Below are 20171 nucleotides of genomic sequence, written 5' to 3' on the forward strand. Positions count from 1 at the left end.
GGATGGTGTAGGTCATTGTTATTAAGAAGGCCAAACCTCTGCGGTGGCAATCCACGCTCAATTGGCCCTGACGTTCTTCACTGCAAAATAGCTTTCCCCAACGCCGGCGACCGCAGTCGATGAGCGTAGGAGCTCACTCGCCTGCGCAGCGGGTGCCGAACGAAAGTCATGCCGCGGCGGGCTACCCGCTATGCGCCAATATCCAAACCCCTGGTCGAGCAGCACGAGGACCTTTTGACCATCGACGTATTCAAGCTCGAGCTTGCGGCCGTGGTCGGAATTTTGCGTGACCTGAAGATCGACATCGAGGCCAAATTTTTCTCCCAAAAGCTCGGCTACTTCCGCTCGGTCATCCTCATAAGTCCAATCGTGTTTGATCTGATAAGGACTACGATCGTTCTTTAGTGGCTGAACCAGGATATCGACTTCAACGGGACTATCCGCCTTCAGGTCAGCGGATAGAGCTTCGCACGTCCGCAGGAAGAGGAGCATGGTCAGCGGAGAGTTCAGGTAGCGGTCGGCGTAGGTGATCCGCACAAGACTGCCAGGCCTCCAAACACCAGCCGCTTCCATCTGCTGCTTCAGTTTCGAGCCAAAGCGTTTGCCAAATTGGCCAACCGGGCATTGCCCGAAACCTTGCATCAGCTCGACCTGATCACCAGCCGCAACCTGTCGCTCTAGATCTTCAGGGTTGATCGGGCTGTAGGCGGTGGGGTCGCTGAGAGTGCCAGCAACAATCGCATGCGTCTCACCCATGCCCCAGCGCTCACCCGGCTGCGTCGCAGACATATCGCGGGAGAAGAACCCTGTGGCGCGATCAGTCGAAATCAATTCGGCCAGCCGCTTGCTCTCGAAAGGCGCGTCTTCCCCTTTACCCAGGGCCAAAGAGAATTCGAACCGCACCGCGGCATCGCGCAAAAAGCGCCGTTCGACCTCTTCGAGCTTATCAAAAGAACTTGGATCAAGCACGAGCGTCACCGGAACGCCGCGGGCCGAGGCGGCAGAAAAGAACGTGCGCATCTTGGTAGAAGTCAGCTCTGCCAGATCGAACACGGTCGGCAACAAGACGGAAATGCTGTCTCCGCTTCGCGCTCTCAAAAGGAGTGTGTTTGCCGCGTCATTGATTGCTCTGGCATCGGGGACCGCACGATCTTCCTGCGGCAGTTCAGCATTCGTCTCAAGAAACGCCTGGACCGCGAGGAGAGCAGACCGGCGGTCGAGACGTCCCTGTTGCTTGGAGAGATCGGCAGCGAGGACGCAGGCCGAACACCCCATCTCGCATTCCTTGGGGCAATCGAGGACACGGGCCGCCCGTTCGAAGACATGATAGATGTCATCGAGAAGTCTCGGAGCGTATCCGGCACCTCCAGATGCCTCATCGAAGATATAGACCGACGGCACTCTGCGACCGAGCTTGCCGTCTCGAGCTGCCACAGAAATTCCAAGCTCGCGCGACTCAATGCCGAGCCAGCGCGCAAGACTCTCGCGCAACGCTGCGCCAAGCGCCCAGGCTGCGCCGTCACTTTCCAATCCAGGCAATTGCAGCTCTACGACATCGGTTAGAACTTCATGGCCCAGCGCAAGTGCGCTCGTGATTGCATAACCTTCATCATTGCCCGGACAGCGGTCTATCGCCTTTCGGTCCCTCGGCGAGAGCGGCCGATGGTCTTTGAGAGCGTCCGTCCCGGCATCCCCGGCCCGTCCACACTCCAGGCAAATCTCGTAACCCTGGTCTTTGGGGCCACGCGAATGATGATAGATATAGCCTTCATGTGAAGCGCGGATCCGGCCGGTCTCAGGCTGTAGCATGGGTTGCCACGGGGCATCCCCGACACTGACCTTCGGGGACTTGGGTTCGATGTAGACAGCCTGATCGGTGTCGGCATGCGGCTGGGCGTTCCAATCGACCCGGAACCCGGCCGGTTCAAGAAACTGCTCAATGTTTATGCTTCGCTCGCCGCAATGGGCACACTGGTCTGGCATCTGGTGATCGCTGCCCGCCCCACCACAATGGTCGCACCACCAGGCCCAACGAAGGTTCTGCGGCTCACGTTGGCCACTGTCGATCGGGCTAAGCCAATTGAGGGTGACCCCGGCCGATTTCCAAACCAGCCCGTCTACGACGACCTCTGCCCCCGGGGCATACTCTCGAATGGCGATGTCGGCGTTGCGCGTCGGGCATTCATAGCGCCGATCACGTGCGCCTTCCTCTTCCGAACGATTGCGCTCCTGCGCCTTCTGCGTCTCGGCACAGAGGGTATCAAACGGGACAACTGATGTCGGAAAACCGCTCCCAGGGATAAGCGAGCGATTGGCGAGCTCCTTCAGGAGGAACTCCTTGCACAATCGCCGTGCCTGAAACTCGATCGCCTTCTTTGCCGGCCCTTCGAGCGCGTCCGAGTCTTCCTTTAGGCGCTGCCATGTACGACGGAAATTCCCAGCTTCCTGCCCAAACATCTCCGCCGTATGCCCCCGGATTTCGGTGTCGTATTCGAGACCAGTTCCCCTGAGCAGCCGCAGCAGACCTTCTTCGGTTGCGGATGCCGTTGTTGGTAGATCGAGCCATTCGCAAAAGGCGTCCACGGGAGCGAGACCTTCGAAAGGACGAAGGTCAGCACGACAGCCGAAGAAATCCCCGGTCTTTGTCCGGGCAAACTCCCCCTCAACTTCGCGAAACCATTGGGCAAGAAGATAGGCGTTCGCGTGACGTTGCGCGATCCGATCGGAATCAAGCGATACGCGCGGCGATGCGAGTTTGCGGCGCAAATAGCCCGCAGGATCGGCAAACGTTTCAAGATCGAGAGGTGTATTGCGGGCAATCGTGAGACTTGTCGAAAAGCCCTGTCCGCGGCGCCCCGCACGACCGGCCCGCTGATTGTAGTTGGCGATCGAGGGTGGAACATTGGTCATCAGCACGGCTTCGATCGAACCGATGTCGACACCCATTTCCATGGTGGTCGAGCAGGCGAGCAGGTTGATATCGCCTTCCTTGAACTGCTCCTCGAACTCCCGCAGTCGGTGCGGGGGCTGCTGGGCACTGTGCTCCTCGGCTCGCAGATAAGGCGTTGCGAGTGCCGCCTGATCGTGAAGATAGGTCCAAAGGTGCAACTGTCGAAGGGCTTGGACTAGCTTGTCCTCAACCAGCCAACCTCTAATCTCCTTCTTGTCGCCTGACGAGAGCGGTCGCGTGCGTGGGAGCTTAGGAAACTCAACAGGCAAAACCGCTTTGCCGTCAATCTTGCTTCCAGACCCAACAAGATTGGGTGACCTGCCAAATACAAGTCGCGGTAGAACGCGGCGCGTTAGGGGGCATTGCCAAGCTCGATCAACCGCCTCGATCTCGGCCTTTTGCTCGAGCCGCAGGCTGAACGTCCCACCAACACCCGACAGAAGGGGAGCAAGCTGATTCCAGGCGGCATGCATGACCTGATTGATTTCATGGCGATCGCGCTGCGACGTAAGGTCAAGGTTCATGGCTGACGCCAAGAGAAGAATGGAGTCGGGCTGGCGCCCCTTGGTGTTGACCAATGGCCAGTAGACGTCGCGTTTCGCGCCAGGGGGCTGGTCGGGCCCGATCACATTGCGAGGCCGCGCGCGCCCAGGCATCCAGCGCGCATCACCGTCGTCCACTTCAATTGCAAACTGGCCGCGAAGATAGTCGACCATGTAGTAGAGGAAGCCGCGCCAATCTTCGATCGAATAGCCCTTCTGGCCGACAAGCTCGGGTAGCTTATCCGGGTCAATCCGCTCGATATCCGGGAAACGGAGCCGTGCCAGACCAAGCGTCTCCATCGCATTGGCGTTACGCGGACGACGGGCGAGTTCGCGCAAGAGCATGAAGCGGGCCAGCGCTTCCCGATTATCGTGAAAACGTTCGCTGCGATCGAGGTCCCAGACCTTGGCCATCATCCCAATCGCCGGCTCAGAAGCGAGCGCTGACACGAGGTCCTTCCAGAGTATTCCGGTTGCAGCGCCACCCGCGAGCTCCGCGTCGATCTTGGCGATATCATCTTTGAAGGCAGGCATGTCTGCCACAAGGTTCGCTAGAGCAGCCTTCTTCTTGAGCAGCTCTTCTCTGCGCTCATCGGTCAGGTCGCTACCCTGGGCAGCCTTCTGAACGGCATGATAGATGAAGCCGCGGACAAAGCCCCGCTCTCCGTTGGTTTCAATATTGGCAGCGAAGCGAGCAGTTCCCTGTCTGCTGTCCGAAAAGCTGATCAGCTGACGGCCATCGAACGGCAGGGCGTGCTCCGCCTGATGTGGCGACACACCCTCAAGGAGGATCGGTGCTGCATTCTGGGTGAGGAATGGTGTGCCAAAGCGAAAGGGGAAGACGGCAGGTCGCCCGCGCCGCTTGTTCCCGAGACAGGCCGGGCAACGTCCCTCATCGAGCTGGGTCAGATGAAAATGTCCCGCCTCGCCAGTAAACTCGCCGCTGGATACATCGAAAGCGGTCGCGGTCGCTTTGGATTTCGGGTTGATGGCAATCAGCCGTGGATGGCCGATCCCCTCGTGCTCATCTTCTTCATCGTCATCATCATGATCGCGATCACGATAGCTATCTTCACGAAACTCATCTGCATCATGATCGCTTCGCCGCGGTACGATCCTGTCGCCCATGTCATCGGCCGGGAGGAAGGGCTCGCCACAATCGAGGCAGTTCTGAATTTCGAACACCATCGACTGGCAATGCGGGCATTGGTCCCGATGGTCGAAGAGTACGGCACCAAATGGCCAATCCTTGGGCCGCATCTCACCCGGGCAATCAACATTGATGCAGGTCCAGAGCCCGGCAACTGCCCGCGTGAAGCTGTGCGCTCGCATCGGCAGGACAGGCTTCGCTTCGTTGGCATTATGGGCCGACAGATCGAGCAAAATCCTTTCGGCGTCCGGCGAGAGCGCTTTAAGCGAAGCCAGGGTCTGAGGCTCACCTTCCAGCCTCTCGGCAACCGACGATGCTGCCGGATCATCGGATGCTGTCAGCACTTTCGAGAGATCGACCGGCTGAGGTTTGCCCACAACGACATGCGCCCGCTCAAGCGGAACGCCAGCAATGTCGGCGAGGAATCTCTGAAGGTCTTCGCGGGCCTTCTGGTCGTCCGCAGAGCCGATGGTCGCCGACGTCGCAACGAAGCGGACCTGATCGGGCGTCACATCGAATGCGTTCATTACCCGGCGAAGCAGGAGCGAGAGCTCCGCCGCTGCCGAGCCGATGTAGCTGTGCGCTTCGTCAATCACGATCCAGCGCAACTTGCCTTTTGATGCATCGAGGATCGGACGATCCTCGCGCCGGATCGTCATGTATTCGAGCATCGTCTGGTTGGTAACGAGGATCGGTGGTGGGTTAGCCCGGAGGGTTTCGCGGTACAGAACCTGATGCGGTAGCTCGTACTCGGCCTTGTCGCGATTGGACTTCCGCGCCGTTCCCATCAATCCGTTGTAGAGGGCAAAGCGGACATCGCCGCGCAGCGGCTTGGTCCATGCTGTAAGGCGCTTCTCCTGACTCGCGATAAGAGCATTGAGAGGGTAGAGCATGAGCGCCCGAACGCCTGTCAGAGGACCTTGCTCTGCGGACTCCCGGACCAGATCATCGAGCATCGGGACCAGGAAACATTCGGTCTTGCCCGACCCCGTGCCGCTCGAAACCAGAACCGATTGCGGCTCTTGCGTGCTGAGCAGTTCCCACGTCGCCAGCTGGTGCGCGTAGGCGGGGTAATGGAAGCGTAGATCAGTATCCGATGTTTGGGTGATCGCGTCGATTGTGCGCTGATGCAGCAGCGCTTGAAGTTGGTTGGGGCTCTTGCCTGAGGATACGTAGCCGGGAGCTGCCTGAAAAAGCTGTTCGGAAAGGAGGCTGCCGTTTGCTGGATCCGTACCGGCAAGCGTGCTCCGGAGAAAAGCGTTGAGCCCTTCGTGCCGGATACCCGCCCGCGAGACAACCGCTTCGGCGAGGCCAGTCCTCAGCCGCTGGTGCACCTCCATCGGCGACAATCGGGATGTAGGGAGGGGATCACTGGCGGCCATTCTTGAGCTCCGAAACGGCATAGCCAAAGGCTTTGGCAAAATAGTCGGGGTGACGTCGTTCGACGTCCTTGATGGTGAGGACTTGCTCCTTCTCGAGAGAAGCATGTCCGGTAGCGGACAGAGCAGCGGCGAAAGGAGCATCGAAGACCCGCATCAGCGCTTCGACGAAGTTCTCTCTTGGCAGTAGCTCGCTGTAAGCAGGCCGGAAAGGGTTGAAGCCGCCAACATCCTCATTGATCAGTTCGCTTGTATGGCTCGTGAAATGGTTGCGAAGCTCTTCCCAGCTCAACGGCGAGAAGTCCCGGCAAATGAGTGGCGCAAGCTGCGGCGCACGGGCCGCGATTTCGTTCTGACGCTCGTAGATGTGAGACATTGCCCAAGTAAGGTCATCGAACTTTTCGAGCAAGAACCCGATCTGCGCCTGAAAGGCAGCGTCCCAGGCCTTGATCGGCAAAAGGGACCAGCTTGAGCATACGCCATCAAACAGCTCGAGGATCGTCGAGAGGTGTTGCTCTTCGCAGCGATAAAGAAGGAGCGGCGCAAGCGGACCGGCAATCTCAAACTTGCTGAAGATTTCGAAGGTCTGCGGAGGCAAGCCATTGAGCGACAGCGCCAAGTCCATGACTGCACGAATGGTCTGGGTCGCTTCGGAAGACATGGGCTCGGCAGCGAGTTCCTCCGCCAGCCGCACCAGGTCCTCGCGCGCTTGCAAAAGAGGCTGTGCCATGGCCCGGCCGAGCCTGTGTTGCGGAACGTCGTGAACCGGATCGCCGTCGATAAACTTCGGCCTCGTGAGGACGCGAGAACCTTCGCGCAGATAGACGAGCCATGGACCGCGCAATCGTGGCAGTTGAATCAATTGTCCTCCGAGGCCGCCAAGCAATCCGTCAAACGGACCGAAATCCACCTCTTTCTCGGGAGCACCTAGAAAGCGGCCGCCAACGCGGACATCCTCGCCGACAATGGCCGTCTTTGGACGCAGCCCTCCCGAAGGTTCCCACTCGAGAGAATTGCCGAATTCCGTAACGTACCAGTTGTCATTGCTGCCGTTGTGGAAGTCGAGCCGGACCTGGGCATCGATGCCGAGCGGCCGCATCAACGCGGCAATATCGTTCCGCAGAGCCGACAGGCCCAGTTCGACATCGACCTTCCAACTTGCCTCAAGCGACGCTTCAGCGTGATGGGCAACTTCGCCCATCAGCATCGCACGGCCCGGTGCACTGGCAACGGTGTCACGAAGATCGGCAAGGCCTAGGACAGCATCGCGCCTGAGAAGTTCACCATCCCAGGTGGTCAGCCATTCTTTCGATCGCAATGGCACATTGAGTTCGAAGGTGGAGCCATGGTCGGGGGTGAGCCGCAAGCCGAGCAGCGCGCGACGGGGCGGATCGACACGCACCCGCCAGCGACGGTCCGCAATCGGCGTTTCATCGCTGAGCACCGCTTCTCCGGTCCAACCACCCAAAAGGATTTCCGCATGGGCCGTATTGATCCGCTGGCTGAGTGCGAATTCGGCCGGCAGAACCAGTGCGCTCGTCCGGTCCCGAACATGCTTGGTCGCTCCATCTAGCCAGGCGAACTCGCAATGCCCAGGGCCCGCGTTGACAAGATCATCGCGCCAGGCGCTTTCCCCTGCAAACCGCCAGCCGACCTCTCCGCGCGTTGCAGTGCGCCGGGAAACCCCGTCTTCGACCTCTGCATGCAGCGGATGTTTGATCAACCGTTCGCCGCCGGGTGCCTGCACACCGGTCGCCTCTTGGGCGACTATGGTCAGGCGATCCTTACGATCTGCACTCTGCCCCGTCCGCACCAGAAATGCGTCGCCATTGGGCTTCTCGGCGATGATCTGGCCAGCACAGCGGTAGAGCGAACGACCAGGTGCAAAGGCAAAGTCTTCGGATTCGATCTCTGTATTGCTGTCCTTGCCGCGAAGCATCCAATCCTGCGGGACATCGACAAAGACTGGTTCGGCGCGATAACCACCCGACCCCTGACCGATAAGGGAAAACGCGCCTAGCTCCGTGTCTCCGGTCCGCCGCTCAAATATCCGCAGTCCATCCCCAACCGCTTTGCCGCCCGGTAGTAAAAAGCTTTGAGCGAGTCTTTCGCCGCGCGCATGGAATTCGGCGGTGACGGAGAGGTCCAAGGGGAAATCGATCGCAGCTTCGCTGCGCATAGCGCGCGCGATCCAGCAATTGCCTGATTCAACCTCCAGGTAAGCCAGTCGACCAGAGATACGGTCCGCCAAGGCACCCGAGGGCTGAAGAAACACCCGGACGTATTCACCTGCGGACAGCGCACGATCCTTGTCGTCCCAGCGACCTTCGAGATGGAAATCCAGACTTTCGCGCCATTCTCCATCCTGCGAACGCATCAACCGTCCGACCCGGATACTCCCTGTTCCGGTCAGCTTTCTGGCTTCAAGGAGCGTATCAATGAGGCCCGCAGCTGCCCCGTCGAGCGTCATCGGCAGTTCATCGCGCCAGTCTTCGTAAGCGTGGTCCAGCCGGGCCGAATAAGGGCGACCGTCAACTGGCACTTCCTTGTCGATGAATGCACGAAGCTCGACGATCTTGAGGGCAAGTTCCCCGCAGATTGCGTGCATTTCCGGGCTGCGCCAGATTGAGGGAAGCAAATATTCGTTGCGTTCGCAGATCGAGACAGCGGTAGCGATGTCCTGAATGTCTGCCCCGAGCAGCTCACCGACTGCCCGCTCCAGGAAGCGGCGCGGCCAGCTCGCACCGCCTGCGATTGCTGCTGCAGGAAAGCCCCCATGACGCGCGAGATTGGAGAGACGCTGGTTTCCGTGCGCCGTGATAAGAGGTTCAACGCCCCAGGCATCGAAACCGCGGTCTGCAAGTGCCCGCCATTCCGATTGCGGGAGTTGGAGCTTCAAGACCGCCTCGATATCGGCCCAGCGCTGCATGCCGCCCTGGTAGGAGCGCCGAAACCAGTCTGCCGCCCACATGACGAAAGCTGGAGCTAGCGACGGCCGCAGCAAATCCGATGCGAGATTGGCGGAAAGCTTCGCTTCGATCCGCTGAAAAATTCCCGGTGCGAGCTTATAGCGGTAAAGCGGGAGGCCAGTCGGGCGCGGTAAACCAAGATCCCCGCAGCTCTTGCCCAAAGGATGCGGTCCGCTATCTGCTGCCCTGGCCAGCTGGATCGCGCGTATCATCAGGATACGCGGACCGCCGCTAGCGTGAATGTCATCCGCAATCTTGCGCAGCCGAACCGGGTCGCTTTTGGCCGCGTCGATTTCCTGCTTGAAGTTACGATCGCCCATCTATGAGAACCAGACAAATTCAGCGCTTGATAGGTCGCCACGATCTGGCAAAAGAAGGATGCCCTTGCCATCATCGCCCCAATAAAAATGCTGATCTGAGATTTGAGCTAGAAGAAGATCCAAACTCGCATCGTACCCACGGGGATAGTAATTTCCGAGGAAGTAGTCCCCATCAACCACAGATAGGTCAGCGCAGGCGTCCCTGAGCCTGTCCGCCTCCTTTACTAAGAGTTCAGGACCCTCCCAGTCATCGGCTAAGCTGGCGAGATAGCTTTCCAACTCATCGTGGATAGAAACTACCTCTTCTTCTTCTACCGCCAATAGCGCCGTGGTAGTCCAAGGCGCCTCACCGCTTTTTGCTCTTCGTGCATGCGTTGTTTCCGGGTGACAGAGAAGTTTATCAGGTATTGGCGTGATATTCTCAGTCGACACAGCCTCTGCGGGTACATACCGTGTTTCGTAGGAATCAAAATCAGAAGGATTGCACTTCCAAACCTGGAGTAACCCTGATCCTATATCTGGAAGCTCGGTTATATAAGCGCGCGCGAGATCTATCTGAATAATTGGCTCCCAACTATATTCACCTGAGTGCGGCCAAGGGAATTCTTTACTCGTAAAGAAAGGTCCGGAAAGAAAAGTTGCGGTTCGATCGACTTGATCGGATTTGACCTCTTCGAGTTCCAGCATGAGGGCCGTTCGCGGCAGATCAAACAGTTTACGCTTCTGCTCCGCCCAAGGCACCGATCCCGAGTAGAACTCGGGGAGCTGTGTGATTGAAGAAAGCTCAGCTGTCTCGTCAGTTGCTTTAAGCAAATGATCAAGTCTCTCCAAAAACTCTGTTGGGCCCATCGACATCCGCCCCTCCCCCTATCAATGCTTCTATGGCACAACATTTCTTCTGTATGCAAATCATGACGTTACGGGATAGAGCATGGCGAAGGTCAATGAACCGCTGGGTCTCGCCCCGCAGATCTTTCCCGATGAGCATTCACAACGCAAGACCAGCGCGCGTTCATGACACCGTCGATACCCCGTCCAAGATCCCAGATGATGGTATCGCCATTCTCCAGTTTAGCCTTCACGAAACGATCGTGCAGGTCGCCGCCCGACCGCCGTGACTTCTGTGCGAGGTGAAGGGGAACCGAGGCCAGCATACGCTTCCACCGATCTTCAAGGTCCTGGCGCTGGTCACGCGTGCTTTCAGGGTCACGAGTCTGCACAGAATCGGCGTCGAACGTCACGATTTGCACGGCCGCGATTCCCGAAGCGAGCTGTTCAAAGCGACCGATGAAATTGATGAGGCGCCCGCGAGCCTGCTCGTCAGCGCAACAATAGGGGTCCTGGATTTCGAGCCGTTCAATTCGTGCGTCGCGCGCGTACTGCTCGAAAATCGTCCAGTCGCGTTGTCCATATTGTTCAAACACGACCCGCTGAACGAAGGGAACGCGCGCTTCAGCCGCCTCGACGGGAGTACGCACAGAGAGAATGGGGCGCCGGTTTTTGCGCTCGGCATTGCTCGATGCTGTCTCGCCAGGATCAGAGTGAGGATGCAGGCGCGCCGCTTCTTCTAATCCTGGTTCTGCCGCGTGCTCCGCAGCCGGATCAAGGTTTGCGGAACTCGTTGTGTTGTCGCTCGCGGGTCCGCGCGAGCTAGCACTCTCCTCGTCTCTCGTCGGCTCTTCGATTTCCGGCTGTCCGACTGGTGGGGCAGGCGGTTCCGCCTGTCGAATACTCGCGCTGTAATTAGTGTCTTGAAGGTCCACTGGCGCCTGCCCTGCGGCGGCATACGCACTACTTCGATCACGGTTCTCTGCAGGGCGCCCGTCGAGCACATCGGAAAGCAGGTCTTCTACATCGCGATCGCTCTCCGGCGGCATGAGCAGACCCCTGCTTAGCGAACGCTTACGCTCCATGAGGGCGTCGAGACGCTGGTCAAAGCTTGAAGGTCCGATCGCTTCGTCCGGATGGACAGCCATCGGGATGTGAATGGTCACTGGCCTGGTCTGACCGATCCGGTAGGCGCGGTCCGTCGCCTGATCTTCAACGGCCGGATTCCACCAGCGGGACAGATGGATCACATTGTTTGCTGCGGTGATCGTGAGCCCCACGCCGCCAGCCTTGGGCGACAGGATGAGAACGTCGAATGAGGCCGGCGAACTCTGAAAGGCAGTCACCATCTCCTGGCGCTTATGGCCCGCAACCTTCCCGCTGATGCACATCGGGCGGCGCTCGAGCGCGAAGCGCTCCTGAATTGCCATCGCGAGGAAGGTCTGCATCTCGAGATCTTCGCAGAATAGCAGAGCCTTTTCGCCGCGCTGCTTGACCTCCTCAAGGATTTCGAAGGTCTTCTGCAGCCGTGCAGATTGCCCGATGTACTCGTCGATGTTCGAGATTCCGCGCGGCGGTGACGGGTGGAGCGATGTACCGCGCAGCATATGCAGCACTTTGAGCATCGCACCCTGTTCGCCGCTTTCCCGTAGCGCTCGCGCTCTGGCCAGCACGAGGTCGTAGGCCTGCGCTTGCGCGGTCGGCATCTCGACCGGATATTTGCGGGCCTTCTTCTCAGGCAGCCCGGTCAGGATTTCGTCCTTCATCCGGCGCAGCATGAAAGGCGGAAGTTCCTTGTCGCGCTCGATCAGACGGTGCTGGAGATCACCAAGGCGCTCGAGATCGTTTGCCGGGAAACTGCTCTCGAATTCCCGACTCGAGCCAAGGAAACCAGGATAGACCGTATCGGCAATCGACCACAGGTCCTGCAGCCGGTTCTCGACCGGTGTGCCCGTCATAGCGATCTGGATTGTGCCGTTCAGCGCCTTGGCGGCACGAGTCATCTGGCTGGCAGGATTCTTGAGCTTCTGGATTTCATCGTAGACGATTGCAGCGAACGGAATGCGCGCGAAGCTCATGTGATAATCGCGCATTGTTTCGTAGGTCGTCAGGACGATCCCGGCCTCATTCCATTCGGACACGTCGAGACGCGAGGTTCCCCCGCGAATGTCGCTCCCAGCCTCGAGACGGAAATTGCGCAGGTTGGCGCCGAACGCCTCGACAACAGGCCCCATGAGCTCTGCCTCGATGTGCTGCGAAAGCTCGGCTTGCCAATTCCGCAGAAGACCTGTGGGCGCGACAATCAAGACGGGCTTCGGGTGAGGCGTTTTGCTGCGCAGCCACAGCAGGAACATGAGCGCCTGGAAGGTCTTTCCGAGCCCCATATCGTCGGCGAGCAAGACGCCCGGCATGCGGCGCTCCCAGGCCTCGGCAAACCATGCGAACGCCTGCACCTGGTGAGGCTTGGGTTCTGATTTCAGTCCTTTGGGGAGCCCGGGAGCATCGAAATCCTGCACTTCGGCGTCAGGACGAGGCAGCCGCGCGTAGTCCAGATGCTCGAAATTCTCTCCGACCTGAAGGAAGAAGATATCGACGCTCTCGCGTTCGGTTCTGTCCGAGGCGCGTCCCTCGACCTCATCAGCGATCTCACGTTCAAGGTCTGCAATTGCTCGCGCGGCCTGCAGGGTTGCAGGCGTCGCGGGGATGCTTTCGTCGCGCCAGGCGATCGTTTCCTTGCCTGCGTCAATCGCTGTCTCGACTTCGCTTGCGATCGTTTCAGCTTCACCTGGAGCCAACTCAACATGACGCGCGTCGGGCGGATCCCCGATCCGCAATCCAAACCCTTCGGGCAGCCAGCTGTTCGGCTTGGGTTTGATCCAGGGTAAGACCGGCTTTTGCCAGACCTCGATCCCGCTGACCCGCTCGGAAAACTGCTGTGTCTCGATGAAGAGGCGATCAGCGGCCTCGTCATCGTCTGCCGCGTCTAGCTTGAGCTCTTCACGCAGGACACGTTGCGGCGAACGCAGAAATTCGCGTTTTTCTTGGGAGGTGCCCACCTGCTTTGCGCGCACGATGTCGAGGGCTTTGCCCAGCATCGGGTCGAGGAAAAGGAGCGTTCCGTCGGAAAGCAGATAGCTTCGCCGCCCGCCGTCCTGACCCCGGAACCGGCGCTGAAAATGCTGATTGTCCTGCGGGGTAAGCAGCGACGCTTCTTCTTCGTCGACCAGGTCACCCTCAGCGCTCTCGCTTACGTTTCTCGAGAAGAGGACGGGGTCGAAGTCGAAACGTCCATGGTCGGTCTTTGCGTTGAGTGAAAAATTGGCGGCATAGGCAATCCGGACACGCTCGAGAAAGCCATCCGCCTCGATGCCGGTGCCGATGTCGTCTCCGAGCGTCGAACGAAGCTCGGCAAAGGCTGCGCGGCGCTGATCAGGATCATCAGCCGCGTTGACTGCAAGTGCGGCCTGGAAGGCCGAGTAGATCGGCTCAGGAATTCGTCCCACACGCCCGCCCTCTCGCAGACGCGCGCCAGCGATGTCGGCTCGAACCGGCAGACCACCGCGGCGGACCCATCTCATATCGACTTTGATTGTTCCTTCAGCGAGCGAACCTCCCGAGTTGAGCTGAAGGGTCATCGACGTGGCCGGCGGAAGGCCGAGGGCGAAGGCGTCGGCCTCATCAAGCCGTGCAACGATCTGCGGTGGAAGGGCTATGCCTTCCGCCTCTTCGCTGATTTGACCATCATCGAGAGCTCGAGCCAGCGCCAGAGCGGCCTGTCCAGCTTCGGGGGCTACTCTAGGCCACTCCGAGACCGGCACAATTTCGCTTGATGCTCGCCGGAAAAGCCCGCCTGGCTGTTCGCGGAGAAGCGCAATCGTCTCACCGCCGCCCTCGTTCTGTGTGGCAATGAACTTGGTCGTTACCATCGATCATTCCAGTTGCGGCCCCGGCCTCTCCCGAAACGGGGATGCGCGATTGATGTCCGGCGATGGATGATACCGGCGAACTTGCCTTCCCACCCAGGACTCGCAGGGACATGAGACTCATACTCGAAATCCGACCGTCCGTTGGTGGTTCGCAGCTTCCCGCCGTCGTAGACCTTTGCGTAGAGTTTCGGAGCTCCGGGATCGGTGTCACTCCAGAAGCGGCAGGATCCGTTATCGCTCCACTCTGATATGCGCAGGTCGCCTATCTGCATGATGATGGATGAAGACGAGGCAGGACCGCCCCGGATCATGCCATATTCAGGGCGTTCACCACTTTGACGAATGAGATCCTCGATCCTGTTGCGCGCCCGGATGCCCAAAGCGGGCCAGGCATCGCTGACGAGACCTTCATCGAGGTAGGCCATCCAGAAGTTCTCGCGCTGTGCCCACTGATCAGGCCGATCCGTGGTCTTTGCGATGGCACGGAAGAACTCGCGCATGGCGACTTCGGTAAGCCAGCGCTTGAACACCTGAGTGACCTCGTGCGCACGTTCTTCACCGATCGACTCGGCGAGCGATCGCACGATCCTGTCCCACCGGGTACGCTGGAGACGCGGATCACCCACCTGATCGAGCAGAAACTCGGAAATTGCCTTTCGATGCTCGGGTTCGGGTTTGGTCCTGATCCAGGGTTCTAGCAGGGCGCGGACAACCAGTTCCAACTGACCCGCCTGCGCTTCTGTATCAAACATGCGCAGGATACTGCGCTGCGGGCCGACTGCTTCTGCAGGCTGAAGCTCTGCGGTTGCCTTGCAGGTCTCGGCGAAAGTTGCCTGACCAAACCCGCTCGCCGCAAGGTTTGCGCCAAGACCTGTCTCGCGCATCAAATGGGAAATGCCGTCTGCATCGCGCGTAACAAAATCGCGCGCCACTTTGGCTGGTCCCATCTGCGGCTTGAACAGATCCCACCGTGCGCCGCGCTCGCGCCATGCCCAGTCATGCCGAACGGCAGCTCGGGATGCAGCTTCTGCTAGCATTGGCATGATCGAGCGGCCTGTCGGGAAATAGGTAAGGTAGCCATCGATCACGGCCTGGTCGGAACTGCGCCGATGATCGACATCGGCCCGTTCGAGCGCCGCCACGCCCAGCTCATCGAACTCCGGGTCGCACCATGCGCCGCGCAGGACCCTGTTGAGCTGAAACCGCGGTAACCCGTTTGCACCGGTATCGGCCGCTCCTCGCAGGAATGGCTTAAGCTCAATGACGGGCTCTGCTTCGCCCACACATGCATCGAGCTTTGCCAATTGTCGCTGCAACTCAGGCTGTGTCGTCGGAGGTTTAGCCAGTCCAGCCGATGCCAGGGCCTCCATTCTCGCGATTGCAGACCGCAGCGGACTCATTGCTCCTGCCTCAAAATATCGCGGTCGAGGCCGGCGCTTGGCGTCGTCATCAGGAAGCGCAAGTCGATCCGACGATTACGCTTCTTGGCTTCTTCGGAGTCTCCACGATCGACGGGACGGTCGGGACCGTAGCCGCTCAGACTTAGGATCGGTGCCGAACCGTCCTCTCCCGCCGGCCTATTGAGAAAACCGCGCAGGGCGGGTTGGTTGCGCTGGAGCATGGTGAAGGTCGTCTCTGCCCGGCGCACCGAAAGTCCATAGTTGTTCATGCCACCAGACATGACGTCGGAGTCCGTGTGCCCCTCGACAAAGACAGCATCGATCAAATGCGGCGAGCGTTCGCCTTCGCAAAGATCGGAGGCGGTATAACACGGCAGGACCTCAACCATGGCGCTGGCAACTTTGCTGATGGCGGCCTGCCCCCTCTCCGTCAGTTCCCATTGGCCTTTGTCGAACAGGACATCGTCGGGGAGCCTCAGAACTCCGGTCTTTGTGTCGATTTCTACCTGGAGCCCTCGGTCTTTCAAGGACTGCTGCAGATCGTTGAGGATCTCGGCGCGGGTCCTGTTTGCGCCGGTCAGCTCTTCGGTCTTGGTCTGCAGATTAAGGGCAAAGTAGGCTAACAGGATGATGAAAATAAGAAGCAGGCCGACCATCATGTCCGTCATGGACATGAAATAGCTTTCGCCCTCCTCAGGCGGCTTCCGGCGAACCACGCCTTCCATTATTCAGCGGCTTCCCTGTTCTGGTTTGCAAGGATGCCGGCAAGTTCCTCGACGGTATCCCGCAGGGTCGTGAGCGGTTCGAGTGCGCCGGCGAGCTGCGCCACACCATCGCCCAGAGCCTTGTCGATCTGGCCGACCCGTTCGTTGAGGTTCGACGCATGGTTGCCGGCAGCATCCGAGATCTTCTCGATTGCGTCACCAAGAGCGCGGTCCACATCTTCGAAGCGAGCACGATATTCCGACCATGCGGAGGAGGCCGCACTCGCGGTCTCGCTTAGCGCTGCCGCAAGCTGGCGCATTTCGTCGCGAGCGCTCTCGGATGACTGCGCATTTCGGGAAACGATGGTCTCAACCGATTTGACTGCTTCGGCTATCGAGACTGCCGACTGGCGTACAGGCGCGGTTGCCGCCTCAACGTCGTTGGCCACCGTTCCGAACGCCGTCGCCAGATCGCTCGAACGAGCGGCGACTTGCTCGATCGCTCGCGCGTGATCTCCGATAGCACTTTGTGCGGTCGAGAGACGGTCCGCAGACGTGGAAATGGCATCGCCCGCGTCTTTCATGCTGCCTACCAGCGGGCCGCCTGTCTGGTTGAACCGTTCAACGAACTCGGAAAATGACTTTTCCATTGCCTCCTGGCCGATCCGGGCCGCGTCATTCGCCGCGCGTGCCGAGGCTTCACCCATCTGACTGGCCGCCGAGGCGAGTCCGGATTTCATATCGTCGAGCGTATTGCCAAGATTGCTCAACAACTCGTCCATCCGCTGTCTGGCAAGCTCGCTTGCCTGCTCGTTTTCTTCGCGCATGCGGTCCGCTACGACGCCGAAATTGCGGTTGAGCTCGCCAAATGCTGACCGCATTTCTTCCGAAGCCTGGCCAAAGCGCCTGACAGCTTCCTCGATCTGGCGGTCAGCTTCGCCGGTCTGTTTTTCGATACGTTCGGACATCGTGGCCATCGAGACGGTCATTGCGCCAATGGCATCTGCGAGGCCCGCCATCTCTGCACCGGCACTTGAAGCGATCGCGTCGCGGACGGCTTCACCCCCGCCACCGCTGATCTTGTCGATGCCTTGCTGGATCGACCCCAGATGCGTGATCATGGGCGCCATCTGCTTTTCCAAGGCCCCGTCGAGGGCGGCAGCAAGCTGTTCGGAAAAGGTGCGGAGTGCCGGAGTCTGCTCTTTGAGCTGTGCCAGCTGATCGCTCGCGATCCGTTGCGGCGGCAGATAGGCCATTCCATGCTCGAGTTTGTCACACAGCATGGACAGCCCATCATTGATGCGCTTGCCGAAGCGGTAGTCGTAAGAGCGAAGCACGATGGAAGCCACGATGCCCCCCACAGAGGCCCAGAACTTCGCTCCCGCTACCTTCATGAGATCATTGAGCCGCTCCTGCATCGCATCGACACCGCCGCTGAAGTCGAGTGTCGAGAGAGCTGCGATGATCCCCAGGAAGGTGATCAACAGGCCGATGGCGATGAAAATATTCGCAAACCAGTTCAGCCCGCGATGACGGTCGCCAAGATTGACGAAGAAGTGTTCGGGACGAGCGGAGTTCTGGAGGACATCGGCCGAGGGATCGACGATCGTTTCGCGATATTCCTCCCAGGTTCTGCGAAGCGGAAGCGCTTCAGCGTCATTCGCCTCCATCATCTGGGCGTCGATATCATTGAAGCGGCGCGCGAACTCGAGGCGCGCCTGATCGACATCGGCGGTGCTGCCGCCGGTTATCTCGTCGAGCAGGCGAACGCGGGCGTCGATCGCATCAGCAAGGGGGGCATGATATTGCCGCTTGTAACGGTACGCGATTGCGAATGCTGTTCCGATCAGCACGATCGCCAGAAATGCCGCCATCGCATCGCCGATGAGCGGGATTTCCGTGAAGAAGTAGATCAGCCCATGGCCAAGCCATTCGGTAATTTCCATGCTGCCCCCAGAAGCCCGTAAAGGTAACGGGCTCCTCCGAAACGGTGCGGAAGCAGGCCAAGCTTGCGAAATGCAACCGGACGGAGAAACCCTGAATGAGCCAGACGGTATCGGACCGCAGAGCTCGCGCCAAGGCAGGTTGCGACAAACCCATGAGAATTTCGTGAATTTCGAAGAACTATTGAAGCGGATTTCTTGTTTTCAGGTAGTACTCCACCTTCTCGATAGTCCTTCTACGCGGCCTGCGACCAGCTCGTAGGTCAAGCACGAAGCGCGGATCGCCAACCGCCCGACGACCGAACCGTGTCGCCGACATGTGCGATTCTTTCAAATGACGCTCAATGCGATCCAGCAATTTCATGGCCTTCCTCGACTCACTCAGCCCTTGTGTTCCTGTTTTGTTCTTAGTAGGAAGGTTCCATCGAGTCTAGGAGATTTCCTTCTCTCCTGAGACCGTCAGAAGGAACGACACGATGGAACATGTCAGAGAGGAGCTCGATCGCCTGATCCAGCAGCGACGGCTCGGATATTCCTCGATCTCACGGATGATCGGACGAAACTCGTCCTACATCCAGCAGTTCATCAAGCGCGGTTCACCGCGCAAGCTGGATGACGATGACCGGCGCACGCTTGCCAGCTTCTTCGGGGTCGACGAGCAAGTGCTTGGCGGACCGCCCGCACCCATGCGTGACGGGTTGATCGAAATCCCCGTGCTCAATGTCGATGCGTCGGCAGGCTTCGGAGCGATTGCCGAAAGCGAGACCGCCCATACCCGCTTCGGTTTCGACGAACGCTGGCTTGCCAGGCTCACCAGAGCAAAGAGTGCCAGCCTTTCGATCATCCATGTCCTGGGCGACTCCATGGAGCCGACACTCAGCGATGGCGACGAAGTGCTCGTCGATGCGTCAGACCAGGGCTCGCGGCTACGTGACGGCATCTACGTCCTGCGCGCCGACGATGCGCTGGTGGTCAAGCGCGTGACGCTCAAGCCCGGTGGCCGCAAGATCACCATCAGCAGCGATAATTCGGCCTATCCCAGCTGGGATGATGTGGACCGGTCCGAGATTCAGGTGGTCGGCCGTGTCATCTGGTTCGGACGCGCTGTCTGATCTTACCGGATCAGAACCCCGCAAAACGCGCGCGATGCTTGGCAACGAAGTCCGGACGGGGGTGATCCCTCGGATCGACCGGAAGCCTGATCTTTTGTCCTGAATGCGGGAAAAGCTTCAACAGGTCGGATGGCACCTTATTGTGCGATACGAGCAGGCACAGGTTATCGTCGAATGTGATGAGATGTCGGTCGAACAGCCAATGGGCCGTAGCCGAGAGTGCCACGCCGTTGGGTACAACGTCGGGTCCGCCATCGGCGACAGACCAGATATGGGCCGCCTGTGCCTCGGCTTTCCCGCCACCATTGATGATCCGCAATCCCGTGACGGCGCAGGTGCTGTCATAGGCATCGAGAACCTGATTGCGGAAACTGGCGGCCCGGATCTTCTTGTTCACCAGGATCTGCTCGATCCGGCGTTCGCCAAAATCATCGGCTAGGAGCGCGGCGGTCGCATCGTCGATGTACCGCTCGTCGAGCTCAAGCCTGATCCGGTTGTCCGGGTCGAGCGTCTCGCTCAGACCCTGATTGACGATGGCAACGAAATCATCGCTATCGAGCGTGCGCACCGATTTGCCGCGCAGCGTCCTTCCGGCATCGCCAGGACGGGCCATGTCGCGAAGGAAGCGTTCGGCGAAGCGTCCATCCTTATCGCGGTAGGAGACCGCATCATCGAAAGGCAGATAGTCCCTGACGCGCGCATAGTAGTGGGTTGAATCAGCCTCATCGGGATCGATCCGCCCAACGAAGGCGGTCGCGATGTAGGCCATCCGGCCGCCCGATACGCGGGTTTCGCGGTAAAGGATCCAGTCGTTTTCAAGTTGGCGGGCCTGAGGAAGATATTGCGAAGGGAAATGATACCGCTCGGTGATGAGGTCATCGTAGCGCGAATTGCCACTGATCTCGAAAACACCCTTCACCGGCAATGCTCCGCACTTCTCTCGAACAG

At 59.4% G+C, this 20171-nt stretch carries 9 protein-coding genes; 1 reads left to right on the forward strand and 8 read right to left on the reverse strand.

The window, feature by feature from the left end; translation table 11 throughout:
• Positions 1-57: 57 nt before the first annotated feature.
• The 7 genes from ED21_RS03545 to zorA form a co-directional block, all read right to left on the reverse strand.
• Positions 58-6024 (reverse strand): DEAD/DEAH box helicase, encoded by a 5967-nt coding sequence (locus ED21_RS03545; protein ID WP_006832458.1) that lies wholly within the window; start codon positions 6022-6024, stop codon positions 58-60.
• Positions 6011-9310 (reverse strand): STY4851/ECs_5259 family protein, encoded by a 3300-nt coding sequence (locus tag ED21_RS03550; protein ID WP_006832459.1) that lies wholly within the window; start codon positions 9308-9310, stop codon positions 6011-6013. Before ED21_RS03550 ends, ED21_RS03545 begins: the two co-directional genes overlap by 14 nt.
• Positions 9311-10165 (reverse strand): hypothetical protein, encoded by an 855-nt coding sequence (locus tag ED21_RS03555; protein WP_006832460.1) that lies wholly within the window; start codon positions 10163-10165, stop codon positions 9311-9313.
• A gap of 86 nt (positions 10166-10251) precedes the next feature.
• Complete coding sequence (locus ED21_RS03560) at positions 10252-14064, reverse strand: DEAD/DEAH box helicase (protein WP_006832461.1); 3813 nt, start codon at positions 14062-14064, stop codon at positions 10252-10254.
• Positions 14058-15464, reverse strand: a complete 1407-nt coding sequence (locus ED21_RS03565; RefSeq protein WP_198005810.1) for an EH signature domain-containing protein — start codon at positions 15462-15464, stop codon at positions 14058-14060. The genes ED21_RS03560 and ED21_RS03565 overlap by 7 nt, the downstream gene beginning before the upstream one ends.
• Positions 15461-16189: an OmpA family protein gene (locus tag ED21_RS03570; protein WP_006832463.1), complete on the reverse strand. Its 729-nt coding sequence runs from the start codon at positions 16187-16189 to the stop codon at positions 15461-15463. The genes ED21_RS03565 and ED21_RS03570 overlap by 4 nt, the downstream gene beginning before the upstream one ends.
• Entirely contained in the window at positions 16189-18114 is a 1926-nt protein-coding gene (gene zorA, locus ED21_RS03575) for an anti-phage ZorAB system protein ZorA (RefSeq protein WP_006832464.1), read from the reverse strand. Before zorA ends, ED21_RS03570 begins: the two co-directional genes overlap by 1 nt.
• Positions 18115-18587: 473 nt before the next feature.
• On the opposite strand from zorA, the gene ED21_RS03580 reads away from it, so the two are divergent.
• Complete coding sequence (locus ED21_RS03580) at positions 18588-19223, forward strand: S24 family peptidase (RefSeq protein ID WP_006832465.1); 636 nt, start codon at positions 18588-18590, stop codon at positions 19221-19223.
• A 10-nt stretch (positions 19224-19233) separates the two neighbouring features.
• On the opposite strand, the gene ED21_RS03585 is transcribed toward ED21_RS03580, so the two are convergent.
• Positions 19234-20142: an HNH endonuclease gene (locus ED21_RS03585; RefSeq protein WP_034921375.1), complete on the reverse strand. Its 909-nt coding sequence runs from the start codon at positions 20140-20142 to the stop codon at positions 19234-19236.
• Positions 20143-20171: the final 29 nt, after the last annotated feature.

This window comes from Erythrobacter sp. SD-21 (assembly GCF_000181515.1).
Classification (GTDB): Bacteria; Pseudomonadota; Alphaproteobacteria; order Sphingomonadales; family Sphingomonadaceae; genus Qipengyuania.

Coding starts and splice junctions, on each gene's coding strand:
- zorA (WP_006832464.1), bottom strand. CDS start 18,114: ATGGAAATTACCGAATGGCTTGGCCATGGGCTGATCTACTTCTTCACG.
- ED21_RS03555 (WP_006832460.1), bottom strand. CDS start 10,165: ATGTCGATGGGCCCAACAGAGTTTTTGGAGAGACTTGATCATTTGCTT.
- ED21_RS03565 (WP_198005810.1), bottom strand. CDS start 15,464: ATGAGTCCGCTGCGGTCTGCAATCGCGAGAATGGAGGCCCTGGCATCG.
- ED21_RS03580 (WP_006832465.1), top strand. CDS start 18,588: ATGGAACATGTCAGAGAGGAGCTCGATCGCCTGATCCAGCAGCGACGG.
- ED21_RS03570 (WP_006832463.1), bottom strand. CDS start 16,189: ATGGAAGGCGTGGTTCGCCGGAAGCCGCCTGAGGAGGGCGAAAGCTAT.
- ED21_RS03550 (WP_006832459.1), bottom strand. CDS start 9,310: ATGGGCGATCGTAACTTCAAGCAGGAAATCGACGCGGCCAAAAGCGAC.
- ED21_RS03545 (WP_006832458.1), bottom strand. CDS start 6,024: ATGGCCGCCAGTGATCCCCTCCCTACATCCCGATTGTCGCCGATGGAG.
- ED21_RS03560 (WP_006832461.1), bottom strand. CDS start 14,064: ATGGTAACGACCAAGTTCATTGCCACACAGAACGAGGGCGGCGGTGAG.